Annotated in this window: 20 protein-coding genes; 7 read left to right on the top strand and 13 right to left on the bottom strand. The window is 69.9% G+C overall.

All coding sequences use genetic code 11. The annotated features are described in order from the left end of the window. Positions 1 to 338: 338 nt before the first annotated feature. The 3 genes from ACIQFU_RS36200 to thyX form a co-directional block, all read right to left on the bottom strand. On the bottom strand, positions 339 to 2,024 hold the full coding sequence (locus ACIQFU_RS36200) for a ribonuclease J (protein WP_402557418.1): 1,686 nt from the start codon (positions 2,022 to 2,024) through the stop codon (positions 339 to 341). A 153-nt stretch (positions 2,025 to 2,177) separates the two neighbouring features. Further along, positions 2,178 to 3,077, bottom strand: a complete 900-nt coding sequence (gene dapA, locus ACIQFU_RS36205) for a 4-hydroxy-tetrahydrodipicolinate synthase (RefSeq protein ID WP_402557419.1) — start codon at positions 3,075 to 3,077, stop codon at positions 2,178 to 2,180. 219 nt (positions 3,078 to 3,296) lie between these two features. Then, the gene (gene thyX / locus ACIQFU_RS36210) at positions 3,297 to 4,037 is read right to left on the bottom strand and encodes an FAD-dependent thymidylate synthase (protein WP_402557420.1); all 741 of its coding nucleotides are present in this window, start codon (positions 4,035 to 4,037) and stop codon (positions 3,297 to 3,299) included. A gap of 204 nt (positions 4,038 to 4,241) precedes the next feature. Here thyX and ACIQFU_RS36215 point away from each other — a divergent pair, with 204 nt between their 5' ends. Further along, on the top strand, positions 4,242 to 4,481 hold the full coding sequence (locus tag ACIQFU_RS36215; protein ID WP_076976600.1) for a hypothetical protein: 240 nt from the start codon (positions 4,242 to 4,244) through the stop codon (positions 4,479 to 4,481). Positions 4,482 to 4,599: 118 nt separating this feature from the next. Beyond that, complete coding sequence (locus ACIQFU_RS36220) at positions 4,600 to 5,154, top strand: hypothetical protein (RefSeq protein WP_402557421.1); 555 nt, start codon at positions 4,600 to 4,602, stop codon at positions 5,152 to 5,154. Between the two features lie 79 nt (positions 5,155 to 5,233). Here ACIQFU_RS36220 and ACIQFU_RS36225 read toward each other — a convergent pair whose 3' ends face one another. The 6 genes from ACIQFU_RS36225 to eccD form a co-directional block, all read right to left on the bottom strand. Then, positions 5,234 to 5,689: a hypothetical protein gene (locus ACIQFU_RS36225; RefSeq protein ID WP_402557423.1), complete on the bottom strand. Its 456-nt coding sequence runs from the start codon at positions 5,687 to 5,689 to the stop codon at positions 5,234 to 5,236. A gap of 13 nt (positions 5,690 to 5,702) precedes the next feature. Next, positions 5,703 to 6,455, bottom strand: coding sequence for a 4-hydroxy-tetrahydrodipicolinate reductase (dapB, locus tag ACIQFU_RS36230; protein ID WP_402557424.1), 753 nt, complete (start codon positions 6,453 to 6,455; stop codon positions 5,703 to 5,705). Between the two features lie 27 nt (positions 6,456 to 6,482). Then, a complete protein-coding gene (locus tag ACIQFU_RS36235) occupies positions 6,483 to 7,862 on the bottom strand; it encodes a M16 family metallopeptidase (protein WP_402557426.1) in 1,380 nt (459 codons plus the stop codon). After that, entirely contained in the window at positions 7,859 to 10,075 is a 2,217-nt protein-coding gene (locus ACIQFU_RS36240) for a polyribonucleotide nucleotidyltransferase (protein WP_402557428.1), read from the bottom strand. The genes ACIQFU_RS36235 and ACIQFU_RS36240 overlap by 4 nt, the downstream gene beginning before the upstream one ends. A gap of 340 nt (positions 10,076 to 10,415) precedes the next feature. Then, on the bottom strand, positions 10,416 to 10,703 hold the full coding sequence (gene rpsO, locus ACIQFU_RS36245; protein ID WP_003973291.1) for a 30S ribosomal protein S15: 288 nt from the start codon (positions 10,701 to 10,703) through the stop codon (positions 10,416 to 10,418). A 197-nt stretch (positions 10,704 to 10,900) separates the two neighbouring features. Next, a complete protein-coding gene (eccD, locus tag ACIQFU_RS36250) occupies positions 10,901 to 12,370 on the bottom strand; it encodes a type VII secretion integral membrane protein EccD (RefSeq protein ID WP_402557430.1) in 1,470 nt (489 codons plus the stop codon). 163 nt (positions 12,371 to 12,533) lie between these two features. Between eccD and eccCa the strand changes: the two genes are divergently transcribed. From eccCa to mycP (ACIQFU_RS36270), 4 genes are all read left to right on the top strand, one after another. Then, a complete protein-coding gene (eccCa, locus tag ACIQFU_RS36255) occupies positions 12,534 to 16,499 on the top strand; it encodes a type VII secretion protein EccCa (RefSeq protein ID WP_402557432.1) in 3,966 nt (1,321 codons plus the stop codon). Positions 16,500 to 16,570: 71 nt separating this feature from the next. Then, positions 16,571 to 17,059, top strand: coding sequence for a hypothetical protein (locus tag ACIQFU_RS36260; protein ID WP_402557434.1), 489 nt, complete (start codon positions 16,571 to 16,573; stop codon positions 17,057 to 17,059). After that, entirely contained in the window at positions 17,059 to 18,618 is a 1,560-nt protein-coding gene (locus ACIQFU_RS36265; RefSeq protein WP_402557436.1) for a hypothetical protein, read from the top strand. Before ACIQFU_RS36260 ends, ACIQFU_RS36265 begins: the two co-directional genes overlap by 1 nt. A gap of 164 nt (positions 18,619 to 18,782) precedes the next feature. Beyond that, complete coding sequence (mycP, locus tag ACIQFU_RS36270) at positions 18,783 to 19,910, top strand: type VII secretion-associated serine protease mycosin (protein ID WP_402557438.1); 1,128 nt, start codon at positions 18,783 to 18,785, stop codon at positions 19,908 to 19,910. A gap of 646 nt (positions 19,911 to 20,556) precedes the next feature. On the opposite strand, the gene ACIQFU_RS36275 is transcribed toward mycP (ACIQFU_RS36270), so the two are convergent. Then, positions 20,557 to 20,862: a WXG100 family type VII secretion target gene (locus tag ACIQFU_RS36275; RefSeq protein WP_402557440.1), complete on the bottom strand. Its 306-nt coding sequence runs from the start codon at positions 20,860 to 20,862 to the stop codon at positions 20,557 to 20,559. 35 nt (positions 20,863 to 20,897) lie between these two features. Then, complete coding sequence (locus ACIQFU_RS36280; protein WP_402557442.1) at positions 20,898 to 21,230, bottom strand: WXG100 family type VII secretion target; 333 nt, start codon at positions 21,228 to 21,230, stop codon at positions 20,898 to 20,900. A 334-nt stretch (positions 21,231 to 21,564) separates the two neighbouring features. Between ACIQFU_RS36280 and ACIQFU_RS36285 the strand changes: the two genes are divergently transcribed. Beyond that, positions 21,565 to 21,861: a DUF397 domain-containing protein gene (locus ACIQFU_RS36285; RefSeq protein WP_402557444.1), complete on the top strand. Its 297-nt coding sequence runs from the start codon at positions 21,565 to 21,567 to the stop codon at positions 21,859 to 21,861. Positions 21,862 to 21,889: 28 nt separating this feature from the next. On the opposite strand, the gene mycP (ACIQFU_RS36290) is transcribed toward ACIQFU_RS36285, so the two are convergent. Beyond that, on the bottom strand, positions 21,890 to 23,131 hold the full coding sequence (gene mycP, locus ACIQFU_RS36290) for a type VII secretion-associated serine protease mycosin (RefSeq protein WP_402557445.1): 1,242 nt from the start codon (positions 23,129 to 23,131) through the stop codon (positions 21,890 to 21,892). 97 nt (positions 23,132 to 23,228) lie between these two features. Continuing rightward, a complete protein-coding gene (gene eccB / locus ACIQFU_RS36295; protein ID WP_402557447.1) occupies positions 23,229 to 24,755 on the bottom strand; it encodes a type VII secretion protein EccB in 1,527 nt (508 codons plus the stop codon). Positions 24,756 to 24,849 lie beyond the last annotated feature (94 nt).

The raw sequence follows: 24,849 nt of genomic DNA on the forward strand, positions 1-24,849 counted from the left end.
GTTCTCAAGGAACGGACGCTTCCTTTGTACTCACCCTCTCGGGCTTTCCTCCGGGCGCTTCCCTTCGGTCTTGCTGTCTTGCGTTTCCGACTCTATCAGATCTTTCCGATCCGATTTCTTCGGTGCTTTCCAGGTTCACGCTTTCGCGTTTCCCTTTCCAGCGATTCCGACTTTATCAGAGATTCTGAGTCGGTATTTCCACCCTCCGGGGCGGCTCCGAACCACGAAGTGATCGGGTGTCCGTCCGAGCGGAGATGTAAACGTACTGGAGCGGGGCGCCCCGATGCAAATCGGGGCGCCCCGCTCCTGGTTGGCGCTGCCGGTGGTCCGACGGTCCGTCAGACCTCCACGACGACGGGCAGGATCATCGGCCGCCGCCGGTACGTGTCGGACACCCACTTGCCGAGGGTCCTGCGCACCAGTTGCTGGAGCTGATGCGGCTCGACGACCCCGTCCTGGGCCGAGCGTTCCAGTGCCTCGGTGATCTTGGGGAGCACCGCGGAGAAGGCCGAGTCCTCGATGCCTGAGCCGCGGGCCTGTACGTGGGGTCCTCCGGTGATCTTGCCGGTGGAGGAGTCCATGACCACGAAGACCGAGATGATGCCCTCGTCACCGAGGATCTTGCGGTCCTTGAGGGCCGGCTCGCCGACGTCGCCGACCGAGAGGCCGTCCACGTAGACGTATCCCGCCTGGACCTTGCCGGTGATCTTCGCCTTGCCCTCGACGAGGTCGACGACCACGCCGTCCTCGGCGATGACGATGCGGTCGTGCGGAACGCCGGTCAGGGCGCCCAGCTCGGCGTTGGCCCGCAGGTGGCGCCATTCGCCGTGGACCGGCATCAGGTTCTTCGGGCGGCAGATGTTGTAGAAGTACAGCAGCTCGCCGGCCGAGGCGTGGCCCGAGACGTGGACCTTGGCGTTGCCCTTGTGGACGACGTTGGCGCCCCAGCGGGTCAGGCCGTTGATCACCCGGTACACCGCGTTCTCGTTGCCCGGGATGAGGGACGAGGCCAGGATCACCGTGTCGCCGTTGACGATGCGGATCTGGTGGTCGCGGTTGGCCATGCGGGACAGGGCGGCCATCGGTTCGCCCTGGGAGCCCGTGCAGACCAGGACCACTTCGCTGTCGGGCAGGTCGTCCAGCGTCTTGACGTCGACCACCAGGCCCGGCGGGACCTTCAGGTAGCCGAGGTCTCTGGCGATGCCCATGTTGCGGACCATGGAGCGGCCGACGAAGGCGACCCGGCGGCCGTACTCGTGAGCGGCGTCCAGGATCTGCTGGATGCGGTGGACGTGGCTGGCGAAGCTCGCCACGATGATGCGCTTGCGGGCGCTCGCGAAGACCTGCCGCAGGACGTTCGAGATGTCCCGCTCGGGCGGGACGAAGCCCGGGACCTCGGCGTTGGTCGAGTCGGCGAGGAGCAGGTCGATGCCCTCTTCGCTGAGCCGCGCGAACGCGTGCAGGTCCGTGAGGCGGCCGTCCAGCGGAAGCTGGTCCATCTTGAAGTCGCCGGTGTGCACGACCATGCCCGCCGGGGTGCGGATGGCGACGGCCAGCGCGTCCGGGATGGAGTGGTTGACCGCGACGAACTCGCAGTCGAAGGGGCCGACGCGTTCGCGGTGCCCCTCCGCCACCTCGAGGGTGTACGGACGGATGCGGTGCTCCTGGAGCTTGGCCTCGATGAGCGCGAGGGTCAGCTTGGAGCCGATCAGTGGGATGTCCGGCTTCTCCCGGAGGAGGAAGGGGACGCCGCCGATGTGGTCCTCGTGGCCGTGGGTGAGGACGATGCCCTCGATGTCGTCGAGGCGGTCCCGGATGGACGTGAAGTCCGGCAGGATCAGGTCGATGCCGGGCTGCTCCTCCTCCGGGAAGAGCACGCCGCAGTCGACGATCAGCAGACGGCCGCCGTACTCGAAGACCGTCATGTTGCGGCCGATTTCGCCGAGGCCGCCCAGCGGCGTGACCCGGAGGCCACCCTTGGGAAGCACCGGGGGCCGGCCCAGTTCAGGATGCGGATGACTCAAAAGACTCTCCTCACCACACGCGCCACGTACCGGTGGGCACGTGGCGCGCGTGACGTTCGTGCAGAAGCAGTTGTCGTAGTGGGTGCGGGCACCGGTGGCCCGCCTATTCAGTTGTGAAGTCCGTGCGGCCGTACGGTGGTGCGAAGTCTGATGTCAGAGCTGTACCCCGCCGGCGGCAAGATCGATCTTGAGCTGCTCGGTTTCCTCGGGCGTGAGGCCGACCATGGGGGCGCGCAGCGGTCCCGCGGGCAGCCCCTGGAGGGCGAGCGCGGCCTTGGTGGTCATGACGCCCTGGGTGCGGAACATGCCGGTGAAGACCGGGAGCAGCTTCTGATGGATCTCCAGTGCCTTCTGTACGTCACCGGCGACGTGCGCGTCCACCATGGCGCGCAGTTCCGGGGTGACGACATGGCCGACGACGGAGACGAAGCCGACCGCACCGACGGCGAGCAGCGGCAGGTTCAGCATGTCGTCGCCGGAGTACCAGGCGAGGCCGGAGCGTGCGATGGCCCAGCTGGCGCGGCCGAGGTCGCCCTTGGCGTCCTTGTTGGCGACGATCCGCGGGTGCTCGGCGAGTCGGACCAGGGTCTCGGTGTTGATCGGGACGCCGCTGCGGCCGGGGATGTCGTAGAGCATGACCGGGAGCCGGCTGGCGTCGGCGATGGCCGTGAAGTGCTGGTAGAGGCCCTCCTGCGGGGGCTTGTTGTAGTACGGCGTGACCAGCAGCAGGCCGTGGGCGCCGACGCGCTCGGCGGCGCGGGCCAGCTCGATGCTGTGCTGGGTGTTGTTCGTGCCCACTCCGGCGACGACGTGGGCCCGGTCGCCGACGGCCTCCAGGACGGCTCGTACGAGGTCCGCTTTCTCCGCGTCGCTGGTGGTGGGGGACTCGCCGGTGGTGCCGTTGACGATCAGGCCGTCGTTGCCTGCGTCCACCAGGTGGGTGGCGAGCCGCTGGGCGCCGTCGAGGTCGAGTGCGCCGTCCGCCGTGAGGGGCGTGACCATGGCGGTGAGGACCCGCCCGAAGGGGGTCTGCGGAGTGGAGGTCGGAGCCATGGGTTACACGCTACTCGTTGCTCAGGGCGGGGTCTGCCCTCGGGGGAGGCGGCAGGTCGGAACGGAAGTGGAGCCCGGCACTGCCTGCTCGGGGGTTCAGGCAGTGCCGGGTCCCTTTGATCAGGCTAGATGAACTTCTCCAAACGCCGCAAACCGGACACTTCGCATGGTTGATGCGTACATCTGTGCCCGGTCTGGCCGCGTCGCAGGTCGCACGCCTTACGGCGCCACGCGGCCGTTGGCGTTGAAGGCGGCGTGGGTGAGCGGCATGAGGCGGGCCCACTCCTCCTCCATCCGCTCGCCGACCATCTCGATCTCCCGCTGCGGGAAGGAGGGCACCTTCGCCAGCTCGTGCTGGGTGCGCAGGCCCAGGAAGTGCATCAGCGAGCGGGCGTTGCACGTGGCGTACATCGACGAGTACAGACCGACGGGGAGCACCGCGCGGGCCACCTCGCGGGCGACGCCGGCGGCGAGCATCTTCTGGTACGTCGCGTAGGCCTGGCGGTAGGAGTCCTCCATCGCGCCGCCGACCAGCTCGTGCTGTTCCGGGGTGCCCTCGACGAAGACGTACTTGCCGGGGCGGCCCTGCTGCACCAGCTTGCGGGAGGCGCCCGGCACGTAGAAGACGGGCTGGAGCTCCCGGTAGCGGCCCGACTCCTCGTTGTAGGACCAGCCGACGCGGTGCCGCATGAACTCCCGGAAGACGAAGATCGGGGCGCTGACGAAGAAGGTCATCGAGTTGTGCTCGAACGGGCTGCCGTGCCGGTCCCGCATGAGGTAGTTGATGAGGCCCTTGGAGCGCTCCGGGTCCTTCTTCAGCTCGTCCAGGGACTGCTCCCCGGCGGTCGAGACACGGGCCGCGAACAGCACGTCGGAGTCGGTCGCGGCGTTCTTGACCAGCTCCACGGTGATGTCACTGCGGAGGTCGATCTTGAAATCGTCGGCGGGGGTGTCGGTCACGGGTGGAGGGCCTTCCCATCTCGTCGCTTGGCGCCCATCTCGTCGCTTGGCGAGGCCACTCTACGGCCCGCCAAGTGGCGCCGAATCGGGCGTTCGATGCCGTGCCGCAATGAAGTCGGTGAAACAGGGCACCTGGAGGGGCGTTCGTTCGTCTGTATGAGTAACAGCACTTCATTCCAGTCCCTGAAGGGAGACGCAGCCCCTATGATCCGCCGGCGTGAACCCGTGCCGTTCGCCTTCGTCGCCGAAGCCGACAGGTTCCGCAGCAATGTCACACCCCCGCCGCGTGAGCGGGCGTCCTTCGGCCAGCTGGCCGGACGCTGGCTTCTCGGCGTCACCGTCGTCGCCGGTCTCGTGGGATCCCTGGTGATCGGGATGCCCGCCCTGTCGGCCGACCAGCCCTCCCCGCACAAGCAGCCCTCCCAGGCCTCCGAGGGACGCTAGGAGCGCCACGGGGACGGCCGGCCCGACTCCGTCCGGGCCCCCGAGGGTGGTGACCGGAGACACAGGTCGGTAGCCTCACCGGGCACAACACTTGCCATGGAACGAGTGAGGACCAGCCGTGCCCCTGCCCTTCCTGACGGCCGACCGCGCCTTTGACACGGCCGACGACGTCGCGCTGCCGTACGACGACCGCGAACTGTGGCGCCGGCCCTACCGGCCGGGGCCGTGGCGCGTGGGGACGGCGGCGCTGATGCTGCTGCTCGCCTCGTTCATCCTGTTCGCGGCGGTCATCATCGCGGCGACGGGAGGACCCTCCTCCGCCGGGGTGGTCTTCGGCATCGCGGTCGTCGTCATCCTCTGCGCCCTGCGGATGCTGCGCATGGGCGCGTGGGTGAGCGCGCACGGGGTGCGGCAGGTGGGCTTCCTGACCACGCGCACGGTGGCCTGGCAGCAGGTCGCCAGCGTGCGCACCGTGCAGCAGCCGGTGCGCTGGCTCGGAATGCCGCGCACGGTGCAGGGGCAGGCGCTGCTGCTCGTGCGCAAGGGCCGGTCCGCGGAGCCCATGGCCCCGCTGCTGACCACGCACAACTCCGACTTCCTCGCGCGCGACGGTGCCTTCAACCGGGCGGCCGACGCGGTGGAGGCGTGGGCCGACGAGTACCGGCGGGGCTGAGCCTCCGAGCACGCGAAAGGCCGGGGCCCGGACCGCAGTTGAGCGGTCCGGGCCCCGGCCTTTCGCGTCTTCGGCCCGCTCAGGCGGTCTCGGCCTGCTTGCCGTCGTGGAGGGCGATCGCCCGTTGCATCGCCTTGCGGGCGCGCGGGGTGTCGCGGGCGTCGTGGTAGGCGACGGCGAGGCGGAACCAGGTGCGCCAGTCGCCGGGAGTGTCCTCCGTCTCGGCCTTGCGCAGGGCGAAGACGGCGTCGGCCGACTCCCGGTCGACCCGGCCGCTGGGGGTGCGCTTCAGCTCGTCGACGGGCAGTCCGCCCTCGGCGTCGAGTTCGGCGGCGAGCTGGTTGGCTCTGCGGACGAACTCGGTGTTCTTCCAGAGGAACCACAGGCCGATCACCGGCAGGATCAGCACCGCGACGCCGAAGGTGACGGTGAGCAGGGTGCCGGTCTTGATGAGCAGCACGCCGCGGCTGCCGACCAGGACGAAGTAGAAGACCAGGACGGCGGCCGTGACGAGGTAGGTGATCTTCGCGCGCATCGGGGTGAGGGCCTCAGTTCAGGTCCAGGAAGTGTTCCAGGCCGAAGGTGAGGCCCGGCGTGGTCACCACCCGGCGGGCACCCAGCAGGATGCCCGGCATGAAGCTGCTGTGGTGCAGGGAATCGTGCCGGACGGTGAGGGTCTCGCCCTCGCCGCCGAGGAGGACCTCCTGGTGGGCGAGCAGGCCGCGCAGCCGGATCGCGTGGACCGGGACACCGTCGACGTTCGCGCCGCGGGCGCCGTCCAGGGCGGTGGCAGTGGCGTCGGGCGCCGGTGCGGAGCCTGCCTTCTGCCGGGCCGCAGCGATCAGCTGGGCGGTGCGGGTGGCGGTGCCGCTGGGGGCGTCCACCTTGTTCGGGTGGTGCAGCTCGACGACCTCGACGGACTCGAAGTACGGGGCGGCGATCTGCGCGAACTTCATGGTCAGCACGGCGCCGATGGAGAAGTTCGGCGCGATGAGCACGCCGGTCTCCGGGGAGGCGTCGAGCCATGAGTTCAGCCGCGCGAGCCGCTCGTCGGTCCAGCCGGTGGTGCCGACGACGGCGTGGATGCCGTGGCGTACGCAGTAGTCGAGGTTGTCCATCACCGAGTCGGGGGTGGTCAGCTCGACGGCGACCTGGGCGCCGGACTCGGCCAGCGACTCCAGGCCGTCGCCCCGGCCGAGGGCGGCGACCAGCTCCATGTCCTCGGCGGCCTCGACCGCCCGTACCGCCTCGGAACCGATCCGGCCCTTGGCACCGAGGACGGCCACGCGCAGCTTGCTCATGTCTTCTGTCTTCCTTACCGGAGGGGGTCAGGCGACGGCGTCGTGCAGCCGGGCCGCCTGCTTGTCCTTGAGCGGGCCGATGACCGACAGGGACGGCCGGCGGCCCAGGACGTCGCGGGCGACGGCGCGGACGTCGTCCGGTGTGACCGAGGCTATCCGGGCCAGCATGTCGTCGACGGACATCTGCTCGCCCCAGCACAGCTCGCTCTTGCCGATACGGTTCATCAGCGCGCCCGTGTCCTCCAGGCCGAGGACCGTGGAGCCCTGGAGCTGGCCGACGGCGCGGCCGATCTCGTCGTCGGTGAGGCCGTGCTCGGCGACGTGGTTCAGCTCGTCGCGGCAGATTGCCAGCACGTCGTGCACCTGGGAGGGCCGGCAGCCCGCGTAGACGCCGAAGAGGCCGCAGTCGGCGAAGCCCGAGGTGTACGAGTACACGCTGTACGCAAGGCCCCGCTTCTCCCGGACCTCCTGGAACAGGCGCGAGGACATGCCGCCGCCGAGGGCGGTGTTGAGCACGCCCATCGCCCAGCGGCGCTCGTCGGTGCGGGCCAGGCCCGGCATGCCGAGGATGACGTGGGCCTGCTCGGTCTTGCGGCCGACGAGCTCCACGCGTCCGGCGGCCCGGACGGTGCGCCTGCCGTCGCGCGGGGCGAGCGGCTGGGCCACCGGGTCCCCCAGGGCGCCGGCCTTCTCGAAGGCGGCGCGGACCTGCCGTACGACCTTGTCGTGGTCGACGTTGCCGGCCGCGGCCACCACTAGGTGCGTGGGGTCGTAGTGCTTCTTGTAGAACCGGCGGATGCGGTCCGCGGTGAGGGCGTTGACCGTGTCGACGGTGCCGAGGACGGGACGGCCGAGGGCGTTGTCGCCGAACATGGTGTGCGCGAACAGGTCGTGCACGCAGTCGCCGGGGTCGTCCTCGGTCATCGCGATCTCCTCGAGGATGGCGCCGCGTTCGACGTCGACGTCCTCCTCCCGGATCAGCGAGCCGGTCAGCATGTCGCAGACGACGTCGATGGCGAGCGGCAGGTCGGTGTCGAGCACGCGCGCGTAGTAGCACGTGTACTCCTTCGCCGTGAAGGCGTTCATCTCGCCGCCGACCGCGTCGATGGCGGAGGAGATGTCCAGGGCGCTGCGCTTGCGGGTGCCCTTGAAGAGCAGGTGCTCCAGGTAGTGGGTGGCGCCGTTCAGGGCCGGGGTCTCGTCGCGGGAGCCGACGTGGGCCCAGATGCCGAAGGTCGCCGAGCGGACCGAGGGGAGCGTCTCGGTGACGATGCGCAGGCCGCCGGGGAGGGTGGTCTTGCGGACCGTGCCGATGCCGTTCTCGCCCTTGATGAGGGTTTGGGTACGGGCGACGGCCCGCGCCTCCGAGGAGGTGCGGGCCGTCGCCGTGGCGCTACGGGACGTCACTTGTCGGCGTCGTCCTTCTTGTCGTCGCCCTCTTCGCCCTCGATCACGGGGATCAGGGAGAGCTTGCCGCGGGAGTCGATCTCGGCGATCTCGACCTGGACCTTCTGGCCCACGCCGAGGACGTCCTCGACGTTCTCCACGCGCTTGCCGCCGGCGAGCTTGCGGATCTGCGAGATGTGCAGCAGACCGTCCTTGCCGGGCAGCAGGGAGACGAACGCACCGAAGGTGGTCGTCTTGACGACCGTGCCCAGGTAGCGCTCGCCGACCTCGGGCATGGTCGGGTTGGCGATGCCGTTGATCGTGGCGCGGGCGGCCTCGGCGGCCGGGCCGTCGGCGGCACCGATGTAGATGGTGCCGTCGTCCTCGATCGTGATGTCGGCGCCCGTGTCCTCCTGGATCTGGTTGATCATCTTGCCCTTGGGGCCGATGACCTCACCGATCTTGTCGACGGGGATCTTCACGGTGATGATCCGCGGCGCGTTCGGGGACATCTCGTCCGGCGTGTCGATCGCTTCCATCATCACGTCGAGGATGTGGAGGCGGGCGTCACGGGCCTGCTTGAGGGCGGCGGCCAGGACGGAGGCGGGGATGCCGTCCAGCTTGGTGTCGAGCTGGAGGGCGGTCACGAACTCCTTGGTGCCGGCGACCTTGAAGTCCATGTCGCCGAAGGCGTCCTCCGCACCGAGGATGTCGGTGAGGGCGACGTAGTGCGTCTCGCCGTTGCTCTCCTGGGAGATCAGGCCCATGGCGATACCGGCGACGGGGGCCTTGAGCGGCACACCGGCGTTCAGCAGCGACATGGTGGAGGCGCAGACCGAGCCCATGGACGTCGAGCCGTTGGAGCCGAGGGCCTCGGACACCTGGCGGATCGCGTAGGGGAACTCCTCGCGCGTCGGCAGCACCGGCACGATGGCGCGCTCGGCGAGGGCGCCGTGGCCGATCTCGCGGCGCTTCGGGGAGCCGACGCGGCCGGTCTCGCCGACGGAGTACGGCGGGAAGTTGTAGTTGTGCATGTAGCGCTTGCGGGTCACCGGGGAGAGGGTGTCCAGCTGCTGCTCCATGCGGAGCATGTTGAGGGTGGTGACGCCCAGGATCTGGGTCTCACCGCGCTCGAACAGGGCGGAGCCGTGCACGCGCGGGATGGCCTCGACCTCGGCGGCCAGGGTGCGGATGTCGGTGACACCGCGGCCGTCGATGCGCTTCTTCTCCTTGATGACGCGCTCGCGGACCAGGGACTTGGTCAGCGCGCGGTACGCGGCGGAGATCTCCTTCTCGCGGCCCTCGAACTCCGGCAGGAGCTTCTCGGCGGCGATGCCCTTGACGCGGTCCAGCTCGGCCTCGCGCTCCTGCTTGCCGGCGATGGTGAGCGCCTGGCCGAGCTCGGGGCGGACGGCGGCGCTGAGCGCCTCCAGGACGTCGTCCTGGTAGTCCAGGAAGATCGGGAACTCGCCGGTCGGCTTGGCGGCCTTGGCGGCGAGGTCGGCCTGGGCGCGGCAGAGCACCTTGATGAAGGGCTTCGCGGCCTCGAGACCGGCGGCGACGACCTCCTCGGTGGGGGCCTCGGCGCCGCCCTCGACCAGCTTGACGGTCTTGTCGGTGGCCTCGGCCTCGACCATCATGATCGCGACGTCGCCGTCCTCCAGGACGCGGCCCGCGACGACCATGTCGAAGACGGCGTCCTCGAGCTCGGTGTGTGTCGGGAAGGCCACCCACTGGCCGCGGATCAGCGCGACGCGGACGCCGCCGATCGGGCCGGAGAAGGGCAGGCCGGCCAGCTGCGTGGACGCGGAGGCGGCGTTGATCGCCACGACGTCGTACAGGTGGTCGGGGTTGAGGGCCATGATCGTCGCGACGACCTGGATCTCGTTGCGCAGGCCCTTCTTGAAGGACGGGCGCAGGGGGCGGTCGATCAGGCGGCAGGTGAGGATCGCGTCCTCGGAGGGCCGGCCCTCACGGCGGAAGAAGCTGCCGGGGATCTTGCCGGCGGCGTACATCCGCTCCTCGACGTCCACCGTGAGCGGGAAGAAGTCGAGCTGGTCCTTCGGGTTCTTCGAGGCGCTGGTGGCCGACAGCACCATGGTGTCGTCGTCCAGGTACGCCACGGCGGAACCGGCGGCCTGACGGGCCAGACGGCCCGTCTCGAAGCGGATGGTGCGGGTGCCGAAAGCGCCGTTGTCGATCACGGCTTCGGCGTAGTGGGTCTCGTTCTCCACTAGTGATTTCTCCGATACTTGTCGTCTTTTGTCCCGCCCGCCCGTGTGGCGGAGGGGACGGTGCCGGAGAAGCGTTCCGTGCAATGCGGGCCGGTCTTCGATCGAAGCACCCGGGGTTCTGCCCCCGGGGGCCACTACCGAGGACCGGCGGCGGCGTGAGGTCCGCTTCTCCTTGGTTCGTTCGTCTCGTTCGTACTCGTCGTGCGTCGTACCGACGCGTCGTGCTGGTGCGTCGTGCGTCTTGTGTTCAGTTACCACACTACAAAGGGGCGGCGACTGCGCGCACGTACAGCAAAGGGAGCGGCCCCCGAACGATGGGAACCGCTCCCTTCACGGCGTCCTAGCGGGCGCCCGCCGCACCACGGCGGATGCCGAGGCGCTCGACCAGCGCACGGAAGCGCTGGATGTCCTTCTTGGCGAGGTACTGCAGCAGCCGGCGACGCTGGCCGACCAGGATGAGCAGACCACGACGGGAGTGGTGGTCGTGCTTGTGGGTCTTGAGGTGCTCGGTCAGGTCGGAGATCCGACGGGACAGCAGAGCGACCTGGACCTCGGGGGAGCCGGTGTCGCCCTCCTTGGTACCGAACTCGGTGATGATCTGCTTCTTCACTGCGGCGTCGAGCGACACGCGTACTCCTCTTGGTCTGTGACTGGCCACCGAGTGCCCCCGGTCTACGTCTCGGGGGATCTTCCACGACTCGGAAGGCAGGGATCCGCTGGGCGCGACCTCCAGGGCTCGGGGCTCCGGGGGCGCGTACACGAACGGCCGTCACACAGGGTACCAGTCCGGGGGCACCGCCTTCCCCGCGCTCCGGGGGCAGCCGCTCAGCCGGTCATGGAGCGGACCTCGGCGAGCACGCCCAGCACCGCGAGGCAGAGGGGAACCAGCGTCAGCAGGACGGCTCCCTCGGTCAGGTCGAGCAGTCTGCCCCAGAACGGGGACAGGCCCTTGCGCGGGATGACGAGTCCGACAGCGGTGATCAGTGCGGCGCCCGCGGCGATCGCCCCGGTCAGCCAGATGGTCCGCAGGTCGAGCGCTCCCCTGTCGCCGTGCAGGACGTACTCGGTCAGGGCGGCCACGGGCGGGTTCAGCGCGAGGCCGAGCAGGAGCAGGACGATCGCCGCCAGGCCCGCCACCAGCACACACGTCACCTGGGACGTGTAGCGGAACAGGCGCGCCCGGATCAGCATGGACAAACCGGCCGCCAGGGCCAGGAGCTGGGCCCAAACGTCGTCCGAGAAGCCGAGTACGGCCCCGGAGCCGACCACGACCGCGGCGGTGCCGCCGACCAGCCCCAGCAGCAGTTCGTGACCTCGCCGGGCCTGGGCCGCGATGCGCTCGGCGTCGAGCGGCTCGATCTCGGGACCGTGCGCCAGGTCCGGGTCGAAGTCGTCCTGGGCGGCGGAGCGCGGCGCCGCGTAGCCGATGGGCAGGCGGGCGAACCGCGCCGACATGCCCGGCAGGAAAGCGACCAGGCCGATCGCGCAGGGGGCGCACACGGCGGCGCTCTCGGTCGCGGTCGCGTCCGCGACGATGGCGAGGAAGGTCGCGAGGGAGCCGACGGCCGCGAGGAACGTGGCCGCCACGAACGGGGCGTCCGAACCCGGGGCCAGCGCCACCAGGACCACCGAGGCCACCAGCACGGTCACACAGCCCAGCAGGAACTGCAGCCTTCCCGGCCCCTGCCCCGCGTCCGGGCCGACGATGCCCGATCCGGCGATCAGCAGCAGCGCCAGGCCCGGCAGGCCGAGCGCGGTCGCCGAGGCCCGGTCCGCGTACACCCGTACCCGTACGCCCGCGAACGCGGTGAGCAGCACGCCGAGACCGCCCGCGACGATGCCGGGCAGGCCGTGCATGTCGTGGCGCAGGGGGTCGGCGAACCAGAGGACGAAGCCGGTCATCAGCATCATCAGCGCGCCGCCGACCAGCCCGGCGACGCGCAGCAGGTCGTCACTCCAGAGGTGGCGGTCGCGGACGACCGCGGAGGCGACGGCGTCGGACACGTCGTCGTAGACGGCCGGCGGGAGCGACTCGGCGAAGGGGCGCAGGCTCAGCACTTCCCCGTCGAGGACCCTCTCTTCGGCGAGCGTGCGTGCGCCGTCGATGACGCGGCCGTCCCTGCGCACCAGGTGGTAGCCGGTCGGCGTACCGGCGGACTGGGTCTGCTCAGCCAGGCGCAGGATCTCCGGATAGAGGTCGGCCACGGGCAGGTCCACCGGCAGTGCGACGTCGATACGGGCGTCCGGCGCCACGACCGTGACTCGGCAGAAACCTGTTGCCGTGGTCGAACTCACCTTCACTGACCCCCTGTTTCGCTGATGTGTGCGCTGCGTCGGTCACCCTACCGACAGGCACCGTCCGTCACGACGCGTAGGATCCCCGAGCAGCGGAGAACGGCCGGTACCACGGGGGTGCCGGTGGCGAATGGCCGCTCCGTATAGGGGGATTGAAGCTTCGGTGAGCCAGATCGTCATCAAGCGCCCGCCTCGTACGCTGCCGCCCGACGTGCCCTCGGACGAGTTGCGCCTGGAAGCCCCTCCCGAACTGCCCCGCGGGCAGCAGGAGGGTGTGCTGATGCAGGTGCTGCCGACGCTCGGAATGGGCTCGTCGGTGGTGTTCTACTTCGCGTCGCCCAACGCTCATCCCTTCATGCGGATCATGGGCGTGGTCATGCTGATGTCGACGGCGGCGATGGTGATCGCGCAGCTCGTCCGCTATCGCCGGGGCACACAGGGCCAAATGGCCGATGTACGCCGTGACTACCTCCGCTATCTCGCCCAGACGCGGCGCCGGATCCGCCGGACGGCCCTGCGGCAGCGGGACGCGCAGCTGTATCTGCACCCGGCCCCCGACCAGTTGTGGGCCGTGGTCGCCGAGGGCAGCCGGGTGTGGGAGAGGCGGGTCGGCGACGGCGACTTCGGTCAGGTCCGTCTCGGCCTCGGGCCGCAGCAGCTGTCGACCCCTCTCGTCGCACCGGACACCGCACCGGTGGACGAGCTGGAACCGCTGTGCGCGGGCGCCATGCAGCGTTTCCTCGCCGTGCACGGCCAGTTGGACGCCCTGCCGGTGGCGGTGTCGCTGCGCGCCTTCTACCACGTGACGGTGTCCGGTGATCCGGAGCAGGCCCGGTCCACGGCCCGTGCGCTGGTGGCCCAGGCGACGACCCTGCACTCCCCCGACGACCTGGTCGTCGCGGTCGTCACCGCGCCCGGAGCGGTGAGCCGCTGGGACTGGACGAAGTGGCTGCCGCACTGCCAGGTGGCGGGTCAGCTGGACGGTGCCGGCAGCCGGCGTCTGTTCGGGGACGACCTGGGCGAGCTGGAACCGCTGCTCGCCGCCCACCTCGACGGACGTCCGCGTTTCAGCCGTGACGGCCGGCCGCTCCTCGACCAGCCCCACATCCTCGTGGTGCTGGACGGCGGCATGGTGCCGCCGACCTCGGCCTTCGCCGCCGCGGAGGGCCTGCAGGGCGTCACCGTCGTCGAGGTGGTCGCCGGTGAACTCGACCAGCCGAGGGGGGACCTGTCGGTGGTCGTACGTCCGGATCGGCTCTGGCTGGACTCGGGCGGCGGTGTCGCCTACGAGGGGGCGCCCGACGTGATGCCCCTGCCCGCCGCCGAGGCGCTGGCCCGGCAGCTCGCGCCCCTGCACACGGGCGGCGGTGACGACGACGAACCGCTCCTGGCCAACCTGGACTTCACCGAGCTGCTCGGGCTGGGCGACGCCGCCTCGGTGGACGTACGGCGCACCTGGCGCCCCCGGTCCACACCGGAGCGGCTGCGCGTGCCGATCGGCGTCGGCGAGGACGGCAGGCCCGTGATGCTGGACCTCAAGGAGGCCGCGCAGGACGGTATGGGCCCGCACGGACTGTGCGTGGGCGCGACCGGTTCCGGCAAGTCCGAGCTGCTGCGCACCCTGGTGCTGGGCCTGGCCGTCACCCACTCCTCCGAGACGCTCAACTTCGTGCTGGCGGACTTCAAGGGCGGTGCGACCTTCGCCGGCATGTCGCAGATGCCGCACGTCGCCGCGGTGATCACCAACCTCGCCGACGACCTGACCCTGGTCGACCGCATGGGCGACGCGATCCGCGGTGAGTTGCAGCGCCGCCAGGAGCTGCTGCGCTCGGCCGGCAACTACGCCAACCTCCACGACTACGAGAAGGCCCGTGCCGCTGGCGCCCCGCTGGAGCCGTTGGCCTCCCTCGTCCTCGTGATCGACGAGTTCAGCGAACTGCTCACCGCCAAGCCCGACTTCATCGACATGTTCATCCAGATCGGCCGGATCGGCCGCTCCCTGGGTGTGCACCTGCTGCTCGCCTCGCAGCGCCTGGAGGAGGGGCGTCTGCGCGGTCTCGACACCTACCTGTCGTACCGGGTCGGTCTCCGCACCTTCTCGGCGGCCGAGTCGCGTGCGGCGCTGGGGGTGCCGGACGCGTACCACCTGCCGTCCGTGCCCGGTTCGGGCTACCTGAAGTTCGGCACGGAAGAGATGGTCCGGTTCAAGGCCGCCTACGTGTCCGGCCCCTACCGCAGGGGCGGCCCGGAGACCACCGCGAGCCTGGCGCCCGTCGAGCGCAGGCCGGCCCTGTTCACCGCTGTGCCCGTGCCGGTCACGTACGCCGTGCCCGGTCCGGAGGGGGACGAGCCTGCCGCCCCGGGGCGGCAGGAGGACGACGCCCTGGCCGACACCGTCCTGGACGTCGTCGTGCAGCGTCTGGAGGGGCAGGGGGTGTCAGCGCACCAGGTATGGCTTCCGCCCCTGGACGAGGCCCCCACCATGGACCAGTTGCTGCCCGCGCTCGCGGTCACGCCCGAACGCGGCGTCCACGCGCGGGAGTACACGCGGCTGGGCGGGCTGACGGTGGCGCTCGGCCTGATCGACAAGCCTTTCGAGCAGAAGCGGGAGGTTCTGTACCAGGACTTCTCGGCGGCCGCCGGGCACATGCTGGTGGTGGGCGGCCCCCAGTCGGGCAAGTCGACTCTGCTGCGTACGCTGATCGCGTCGTTCGCGCTCACCCACACGCCGTACGAAGTGCAGTTCTACTGCCTGGACTTCGGTGGTGGAGGACTCGCCTCGATGAACGACCTGCCCCACGTGGGCGGCGTGGCCTCCCGTCTGGATCCCGAGCGGGTGCGTCGTACGGTCGCGGAGGTGGCCGGCATTCTCAACCGCCGCGAGCAGTTCTTCCGGACGCACGGCATCGACTCCGTCGCCACCTACCGCCGGCGCCGCGCGGCGGGAGAGCTTCCCGGCGAGCAGTGGGGCGACGTCTTCCTGGTCGTCGACGGATGGGGCAACTTCCGCAACGACTACGAGGGCCTGGAGGGGGTCGTCCACGACATCGCCGGGCGCGGGCTGGGCTACGGCGTCCACGTGGTGCTCTCCGCCTCGCGCTACATGGAGGTGCGCGCCGCTCTGAAGGACCAGGTCCTCGGCCGCCTGGAACTGCGGCTGGGCGACGCCATGGACTCCGAGTTCGACCGCAAGGTCGCGCTGAACGTGCCGACGGGGGTGCCCGGCCGGGGGCAGGTGCCGCAGAAGCTCCACTTCATGACCGCGCTGCCGCGGATCGACTCGGTCCCGGACGTCGAGAGTCTCTCGGAGGCCACGGCGCAGCTGGTGCAGGCGGTCAAGGGCAACTGGCCCGGCCCGCCGGCGCCCACGGTGCGGCTGCTGCCGCGCAAGCTCCCGGCCGACCAGTTGCCCAAGGGCTTCGAGTTCCCGCAGCACGGCATCGCCATCGGTATCGACGAGGCGAACCTGGAGCCGGTCTTCGTCGACCTGGACACCGACCCGTTCCTTCTGGTCTTCGGCGACAGCGAGTCCGGGAAGACGAACCTGCTCCGGCTGATCGCCAAGCAGATCGCGGAGCGCTACACCCCCGCCGAGGCCCGGATCGTCGTCGGTGACTACCGGCGCACCATGCTGGAGGCGGTGTCGGAGGAGCACCTGCTGGAGTACGCCCCCATGGCGTCGGCGATGCAGGTCCACATGGACGCCATCAACCAGTTCATGGAGATGCGCGCTCCCAAGCCGGACATCACCCCGCAGCAGTTGCGCGACCGCAGCTGGTGGAGCGGCCCGCAGCTGTTCGTAGTCGTCGACGACTACGAACTGGTCGCGGCCGGCTCCGGCAACCCGCTGGCGCAGCTCGTGGAGCACCTGCCGTTCGCCCGCGACGTGGGTGTGAAGTTCATCGTCGCGCGCAGCTCGGCGGGCGCGTCCCGGGCGATGTACGAGTCGTTCCTTCAGCGTCTGAAGGAACTGGGCGCGCAGGGCGTGATCCTGTCGGGCGACCCCGGCGAGGGCGACATCCTCGGCAATGTGCGGGGGCGGCCCATGCCGCCGGGACGTGGCGTGTTCGTGTCCCGCAAGCGCGGGACACCGCTGATTCAGGTGGGCCTGCTTCCACAACGGCATTAGAGTGATCGTCCGAGTGGTGACTCGGCGTGACACAACGTGACACAACTTGACTGAACGGGGAGGCGGTTGAGGTGGGTTCGAACGGGGGCGGCGCACCGGACACGGGTACGTCATTCGACAACCTGTCCCATGTGAATCCGGCGATGGCGCTGGACATCCAGCACGACGCCATGAAGGGCTTCAAGAAGCGTGTCGACGAACTGCTGCTGGAGCTCGACAGGTCCGAGGCGGCACCGGGCAAGGTCGGCCAGGACAAGCTGACCCGCGCTCACCTGGGCTCGTCGGACTTCAAAGAGGCACAGTTCCTCTACGACTCGTACGCCGTCGTCCACGAGGAGCTGGAGAAGCTGTCCAAGGCGCTCAGCGCGCAGATCGAGGGCATGGGACTGGCGGTGCACGCGTCGCGGGTCGGCTACGAGAACCTCGACGGCGACATCCGCGCGCGGATGCGGGCGGTCAACGCGGAGGCGGAGAAGTACTACGTGGCGGGCAGGGATCCGTATGCCGAACGACGCGGCGGGCCACCGCCGGCGGCCGACTCGAGCGATGAGGGCCTGTGATGGGTGAGCAGCCCGGACCGCGGCAGCCGAAACTTGCCCGCACCGACTTCGAGTCCATGACCCACGAGCAGCTCGCGGCCCTGCTCGACTCGGCCAGCCCGGAGAGCGCCTCCCACCTCGCGACCAAGCTCACCAAGGCCGCCTCGACGATCACCAAGATCGGCGACGACCTGATGACGCACACCAAGGGCCTCGAATGGCAGGGCGAGGCCGGCGACACCTTCCGCGACTGGGGCGGCCAGGCGGCGAGTTCCACGCTCCGTCTCGGTCAGTACGCCGAGGTGGCCTCGCGTTGGATGGCCACGGTGGCCCAGGCGGTGGTCGAGGCGAAGGCGGCCCTGCCGGACACCTCGGAGACGACCCAGGCCAAGGCGGACCTGGCCTCTGCGAAGAAGACACTGGCGGCGACGCAGGACCCGGGAGCCCGCAACGACCCCGACGCCCGCAAGCTGGCCCAGACCGCGCAGGCCGACGCGACGTCGGCGCAGCAGCGCATGGATGCGGCCCGGGGGGAGGCCATTCAGCAGCTGCGGAAGCTGGCGCAGACGTACGAGTACTCGGCGCAGCAGGTGAACAGCGTGGATCCGCCTACGTTTTCGCCGCCGAGCACTCACTTCGGCGACACGGACTGGAAGCCCGGCGAGTCCGAGTACGTTTCCGTCCCGTCCCACGGCGTTTCCGGCGCCGGAGGCGGCTCAGGTGCGGCCGCGGTGGTCCAAGGCGGCCAAGACAGTGGCTCGCGTGTCGGATCTCAGCCGCACCCGTACAGCGGTGCCCCCGAAGGGGCCTCGCCCGGGCTCAGCAGCACGTCCGCCGAAAGCCGTCGTCCCGTCGCCATGGACATCGACGGGCTGACGACCCTGCCGGAACGGCCGGCACCGGCTCCGCAACCCGGGCCGAACACGCTTCTTCCTCGGTCCGAGGCACCGCCCGGGCAACCCGTCGTCGGTCCGCCGGTCCTGCAGAGCAGCGGTGGTGGCACGAACAACCCGGCGAGTGGCCGGATGCCGGTGGTCCCCCGTTCACCGCTTCCCCCTTCACAAGGGCCGGGCTCAGGAGGTGTCCGGGTTCCACCGCTGCGCGACAGCGGAATTGCGGGAGGGAAGCCCGTCACGCCGACGACCGGACGTCCTTCCGGGGGCATCCCCCGCGGAACGGTCATCGGTGGGCAGGGCCCTCAAGGCCGTGCTCCCATGGTCCGCGGCCTCACTCCCGGCCTTCCCGGTGGTCCTGGCGGCAGCGGACAGGGCGGCACAATCGGCGGTCGGCGCCTTGCCTCCCAGACAGGTGGGGCGGCCGGTGCCGTGGCGAGCCAGAACGGTCGTCTTCCCATGGGTCGTCCCATGACGCCGGGAGGGACGGGGCTGCCGCGGCCCGGAAGCTCTTCTCAGTCGCCCCGTGCAGCGGTGCAGGGCCGGCCGACGGGGGTCGTTCCTCGTACCGGCGGCACCGGCTCGCGACAGCAGGATCAGCGTGAAACCGACCGACCCGACTATCTCTCCGAGGACGAAGAGACCTGGCAGCGCGGACGCCGCACGTTGCCGCCAGTCGTGGAGTGACCCCCGCCCCGGCCAACCCCAGGAAAGTCATGCGTGCCAGCAATAGACGAAACTTGCGCCCTGCCTCAGTGCTCTCGGCTGCCCTCGGCCTGTTGCTGGTCGGCGTCGCCGCCACTCCGGCGCATGCCGAGTCGGTTCGCGACCTCCAATGGCATCTTGACGCGATGCACGCCGAAGAGATGTGGAAGGTGAGCACCGGCCGCGGCATCACTGTCGCTGTCATCGACACGGGAGTCGACGATTCGCTGCCCGATCTCAAGGGACAAGTCCTGAAGGGCAAGGACTACTCGGACCAGTCGGGCGACGAGCGAACCGACCAAGAGGGCCACGGCTCCGGCATGGCCGCGCTCATCGCAGGCACTGGGAAGCACGGGAGCAAGAGCGGGGCTTACGGCCTCGCTCCGGGTGCGAAGATCCTTCCCATCCGGATGCCCGAGAAGATCGAGGGGTGGGACTTCAGCTCGGGTCACAACGCCGCACGGGACTTCAGCAAGGCCATTCGATTCGCGGCGGACTCGGATGCGAAAGTCATCAACATCTCGATGGGACAGGCAGCGTCCGCCGCAAAGGGCAGCGTCACCACCCCTGAGCTGGACGCCGCCGTGAAGTACGCCGTCGACAAGGGGAAACTGATCTTCGCGTCCGCCGGCAACGAGGGCGACGGAGCCAACCGCCCCCGCTTTCCCGCCTCCACACCAGGCGTCGTGGCCGTCGGATCGATCAACGAGAAGGTCAAGCGCAGCGCGTTCTCGGAGTGGGGACCGGAGATCGACGTCACCGCTCCCGGGGAGGACATGGTCCACGCGTGCATCGGCGGCACCGGAGTGTGCAGGACCAGCGGCACCAGTGACGCCACAGCCATCGCCTCGGCGTCCGCCGCCCTCATCTGGTCGAAGCACCCGACCTGGACCAACAACCAGGTCCTCCGGGTCCTGCTCAACACGATGAAGGGCAACGAGGAGAAGTGGACTCACAACGAGTCCTTCGGTTACGGCATCGTGCGTCCCCGGGCCGCCCTGCAGAACCCCGGCGACCCGGGCCCCGCCGACGAGTACCCCCTGCCGGACCTGGCCGCGGCGGCCTCCGAGCCCCCGTCGCCGGGGGCGTCCGCGTCCGCCTCCGGTGAAGCCGGCGCGGAGAATCCCGCTCCGGACATGTCCCAGGCAGCGGCGCCCGCTTCGGAGGACGACGGCAACACGTCACTCTGGATCGCCCTGGGCTTCGCTGCGGCCGCGGTCCTCGGTGCCGCGATCGCCTTCGCCCTACTCCGCACCCGCCGCCGACGCACCTAGCAGCCGGCGACGCCCGCGGAACGCCTCTCCGCAGCAGTACTCGCCCCATGGGACACCGGGCCCGGGAGAGCAGGGCTGAGGCCGGACCGGGCGCCCGGTATGCCAACGAGTCAGTCGTCAGTGACGCCAGAAGAGGATCGCCGTGTCATTCGACGAGATGTGGGGCCAGGCCCGCAGCGCCGCCGCGCGCCGGCACAGCAGCATGCAACTGAACCAGCTCGCCCCCTTCGAAGGAAACGCAGGTTCGGGCCTCCATTGGGTCCTCTGCCAATTTCCATGCGCGCCCTCATCGGACCTGCCGCGGCCACAGTTGCCGTCGGATTCCTCATGAGTGCGCATCTCCACTTGCTCCTCCTACACCCTCTAGAGGAACGAGTCTGCACTGCAAGAGGCACACCAGCACTCCATGCTCAGGCCGCACGGAGGCAGAGACCGAGAGAGACGCGAACTGTAGAACCGCGCCGGTTGCACATGCGGGGCACGCCCCTTGCCGTGAGTCATCGCTGACTCATGCATGCATGCGTCCGCCCGACTGGCAGAAGACGTGCCGCACAGGCCTGGTCTCCGTCGGGGTGGTGCGAGGCGGGCCGGCGAGTGGGGAGACGGCCGTCCGTGGCTGTCTCCCCACTGCTTCGGTGCTTGCGGCTCAGCTCATCAGCATGCGGAAGCGGGCCGCGTTGCCCTTGTCCGTGTCCTGGTAGCCGATGACCGAGTCGTCCAGGAGCTGGGCGATGCGGGCCAGCTTCTGGCACATCTGGTCCATCTCCGTGGTGCTGCTGCGCTGGATCTCGCCGTAGGCCGTCTTCGCCTCGCCCTGCCAGGTCTCGGCGACGGCGGCGACCTTGCGCATGAGGGTTTCCAGGCCCTCGGAGAGCTCCTGGGTCGTCTTGCGCACGTCGATGGCGGCCTGGGTGACCGTGTCGTAGTTGACGGCTGTGCGGTCGAAATTCACTGTGCGTTCTCCTCGGGTGCGTGGGTCGCTGCAGATCAGGCGAGGTCGGTGATACGGCTGGTCACCGGGTAGGAGTTGTCCACCTTGCGGATCTCCGAGACCCGGTCCTGCTCGTGCTGGGTGAAGCCCTTGACGCTCATGCGCATGACCTCTTCGAGGTCGACGAGGTCGTCCTGGAGCTTCCGCAGGTGCTTGTTCACACCGCGCTGAACGGTGTCGAACTCCTTGCCCGCGGCGCCCTTCCAGCCCGCCTGGATCGTGTCCACGACGGCGTTGAGCGACGTCACCCGGCTGCTCACGTCCGTGTGGAAGGTACGGATCTTGTCAGCGAGGTCCGTGAGGTCCTGGTCGCTGTAATCGACACCCATGTCGTCCTGCCCCTCCTGTTGAAGCACTGGTGGCTGTCACCACCGTGGCGGGTCCGCCTGAACCGGTGTTCAGGCTCTCCTGGCGGGCAAGAACCGCTCCGACTCCCACGCGACGCGTGGTCGCAACGTCGCACCGCCCCCGTGCAGTACCACGCACACACGTGATACCCGGGATCACTCTAGTCAGTTGATCGAAAGGTTCCAACGGCGGAGTGGTTTCGGGCAGTTCGAGGGAGCGGTCGGAGCGATCGCCGGCTTCCGCCGCCAAGGGCCGGGGCAGGCCAGTAAGGTTGTCAGGGATCGTTGGTGAGCCGCCTGAAAGGACCCCTCCACCATGGCCCAGGTGCCGGACGAGGACGTCAAAGCCCGCAAGGAGCGCGAGCGGGACGAGCTGTACGCGCTCGACATCTCGGGTGTGGAGTGGCACGGCGCGCCGGGGACGGAGGACCACGAGGAACGGGTGGAGATCGCCTATCTGCCCGACGGTGCCGTGGCCATGCGGTCGTCGCTGGACCCGGAGACCGTACTGCGGTACACCGAGGCGGAGTGGCGGGCCTTCGTCCTGGGGGCACGGGACGGGGAGTTCGACCTGGAGCCGGCGCCGGACGACTCGGGCGTCGCCGCCGAGTGACGCCCGAGTCCGTGCCGCCGCCGCGGGGTCATGAGTTCCGGCGGCGGCGCAGGTCGCGCAGGACCACTGCCGTGCCCGAGATGATCACGACGAGGACGGCGCCGACGGACAGGGTGTAGACGGCGTAGCGCCGATCGCGTTCCTCGGGGGTTTCCGCCAGCGAGAACGGCGCCACGTCCGGTGCCTCGGCGCTCGTCACCCCCGGGTCGGGGGTCGGGGACGAAGGTGCCCGGCCGGTGTCCGTCTCCTGGACCGCGCGGACGGGGTCGACCACTCCCCAGCCGACGAAGTCGTCGTGGCCGTTGACGGAGCGTTCGGCCGTCTGCTCGATTCGGGTCACGATCTGAGCCGGGGTCCAGTCGGGGTGCTTCTCCTTCAGGAGAGCCGCCACCCCGGCGACGAACGGGGCCGAGAAGCTGGTGCCGCTGTCCGTGCACTGGCCGCCTCCGGGCACGGTGGAGACGATGTCGACGCCGGGTGCGGCCACCCCCACGGAGTCACCTGCCTGGGAGAACGCGGCACGCTCGTTGTTGCGGTCCGAGGAGGCCACGGCGAGGACACCCTCGAAGGCGGCGGGGTAGGTGTCCTTGGTCTTGCCGTCCAGGCCGTCGTTGCCCGCGGAGGCCACGACGACGACGTCCCGGGCGAGGGCCTCGCGTACCGCCTCGGCCAGCTCGGAGGTGGCGGCCAGGGGCTTGGTGGTGTCCTGGGAGATGTTGATGACGTCGGCGCCCTTGGCGACCGCGTGTCTGATGGCCACGGCCATCGAGTCCGAGTCACCGTTGCTGTCCGCGTCGTTCTGGCGGACGGGGATGACGGTGGCGCCCGGGGCGAGGCCCACGAAGCCCGTCCCCTCGGCCGGGCGGGCGGCGATGATGCCCGCGACCTTGGTGCCGTGGCCCACCTCGTCGTGGGTCGGGTCGCCGCCCTTGCCCTTGGTGAGCAGGTCGAGGCCGGCGGCCTTGTCCACGGCATCGGTCAGTTGGGGGTTCTCGTCGTCCACGCCCGTGTCGATCACCGCTACGCGTACGCCTTTGCCCTTGCGGGTGCCCTGCCAGAGTTCGTCGAGCAGGACCCGCTGGAGGGGCCACGGCCGGGCCTTGAACTGTTGCTCACTGGGGAACGTGCACGAGCCGCTGCCGGCCAGCTGGAGGGGTGTGCGCGTGGCCGCCGCGGAGTGCGCGGTCAGGGGACCCGGCGCGCAGGTGCTCAGCGCCGTCAGCAGCACGGCGGCGGCCAGCGTGGGTGCCTTCGTCAGCGGCTGCTGCACGTCTTCCCCGTCTTTCCTGTCCTTGTCACTGCGGTTCTGGGGTCTGGGCTGCTGTGGTTCTGGGGTTCCAAGAAGTCGTGACTTCGGACCGGCGTGGTCAGGAACCCTGCGGCTGCCGGGCGCTGTTGGTGTCGAGCCTGGGCCCCTTGGCCAGGAACTCCGACCACGCCAGCGGCACCTTCACCGGGCGTACGTTCTCGTAGCCGAGCTTCACCTGTGCCTCGCTGGGCTCCGGGCTGCCGTCCGATGTCTTCTTCCGGCCGTCGGCACCGATGTCCGACTTGTCGGCGTCGCTGTCCCCGTTGGCCTGCACGGCGTACCTCAGTCCGGTGTCGGCGACGAGGAACAGCGAACCCGAGTCCGTGCCGCTGCCCTGGATCTGGGTGTACAGCAGACCCGTGCCCGGGGTGACGTACGTGCTGGTGCCGTCGGAGGTGATCTCGGCCGGGTACCGCGTTCCGGCCCAGGTGCTGAGCGTGGTGTCGCCGTCCGTGTCCACCTTCGTGAGGACGCTGCACACGGTGTCGCGCCCGGTCCCGTCGGCGGTGGAGTTGACCTGGTGGACGCGTTGGCGGGGCCAGTCGTCGGGCTGGCCCCCGAAGGGGTCGGGCTCGGCGGTGAAGTCCTGCAGGCCCACGGTGCGGGCCTCGCCGTTCATGTTCAGCGTGGCCGTCTGCGGCGAGGTGATCAGGAGCCAGGCGGTGAACTCGGTGATGGGCTGCACCTTGCCCTGGAGGACCACGTAGTACTTCGTCCCCTCGCCGGTCTCCGTCTTGAGGACCGTGCCCACCTTGTTCTCCTGCGCCGACAGGGCGCCGGACACGCCCGCCGGGGTGCCGACGGCGGGCGGCAGCGGGGGGAATCGGATCGGATCGCCCTGATGGAGCGTCGCGAGCCACTCCTTGGTGACCAGTTGCGGCTTGCGGGAGCCGACGAGTGCGGTGGTCAGTGCGTCGGACTCGTTCCCGGTGACGCGGTAGGCGCTTCCCTCTGCGTCGACCAGGTATCGCTCGCCCGTGCGGGTGGCGACGTACAGGGTGTCGCCGCCCTTGAGCCGACCGGCGCCCTCCGTCTTCGCGGCCTCCTGCGGGGCGAGGACGAAGGTGGCCTCCTGAACGGTCTCCCCCTTGCCGCCGGGCTGTTCGCACACCGCCCACCGTTTGGCCCGGCCGGCCTCTTCGGCGGAGGGCATCCGGTCGGGCGCGTACGGGATGCCCAGGATCGGGCCGCGCGGGATCTCCCCCGAGTCGAGGACATCGTCGCCCACCTGGACGACCTCGTAGGTGCCGTCCTTCATGAGCAGCCGGGCGGAGGCCAGGTTCAGCACGGGGTGCAGGCGCCTGTCGCCGTCCGTCTTGAGGACGACATAGCGCGTTGTCGACTCCTTGCCCACGATGACCCGTGCACCGGGTTCGTCCCAGCCGGACGGTGCCGTCGGCTGGAACATGCCCCAGGCGCCGAAGACGGCCAGGGTCAGCGCCCCCGCGACCAGTGTCGGCACCACCGTGCGCAACGGTTTGGGGGCGCCCTCCTCCGTTCCCGACGGTGATGGCTGAAGGAAGGCCGCCAGCAGACGCCGCTTCGCGAAGGTGTAGGCGTTGAGCTCGTCCCGCCGTGATGTCATGAGTGACCGTCTCTCCCCGTGCCGGTCCGGGACGACTCCCTCGCCCACCCCGTGCTGACAGACCGGCCCCTACTATGCCTGCTTACGGCGCCGC

This window comes from Streptomyces sp. NPDC093065 (assembly GCF_044754585.1).
In the GTDB taxonomy this organism is placed as follows: Bacteria; Actinomycetota; Actinomycetes; order Streptomycetales; family Streptomycetaceae; genus Streptomyces.

Coding starts and splice junctions, on each gene's coding strand:
- mycP (WP_402557438.1), top strand. CDS start 18,783: ATGCACGCCGAAGAGATGTGGAAGGTGAGCACCGGCCGCGGCATCACT.
- dapA (WP_402557419.1), bottom strand. CDS start 3,077: ATGGCTCCGACCTCCACTCCGCAGACCCCCTTCGGGCGGGTCCTCACC.
- ACIQFU_RS36285 (WP_402557444.1), top strand. CDS start 21,565: ATGGCCCAGGTGCCGGACGAGGACGTCAAAGCCCGCAAGGAGCGCGAG.
- ACIQFU_RS36215 (WP_076976600.1), top strand. CDS start 4,242: ATGATCCGCCGGCGTGAACCCGTGCCGTTCGCCTTCGTCGCCGAAGCC.
- eccB (WP_402557447.1), bottom strand. CDS start 24,755: ATGACATCACGGCGGGACGAGCTCAACGCCTACACCTTCGCGAAGCGG.
- ACIQFU_RS36265 (WP_402557436.1), top strand. CDS start 17,059: ATGGGTGAGCAGCCCGGACCGCGGCAGCCGAAACTTGCCCGCACCGAC.
- ACIQFU_RS36280 (WP_402557442.1), bottom strand. CDS start 21,230: ATGGGTGTCGATTACAGCGACCAGGACCTCACGGACCTCGCTGACAAG.
- dapB (WP_402557424.1), bottom strand. CDS start 6,455: ATGAGCAAGCTGCGCGTGGCCGTCCTCGGTGCCAAGGGCCGGATCGGT.
- ACIQFU_RS36225 (WP_402557423.1), bottom strand. CDS start 5,689: ATGCGCGCGAAGATCACCTACCTCGTCACGGCCGCCGTCCTGGTCTTC.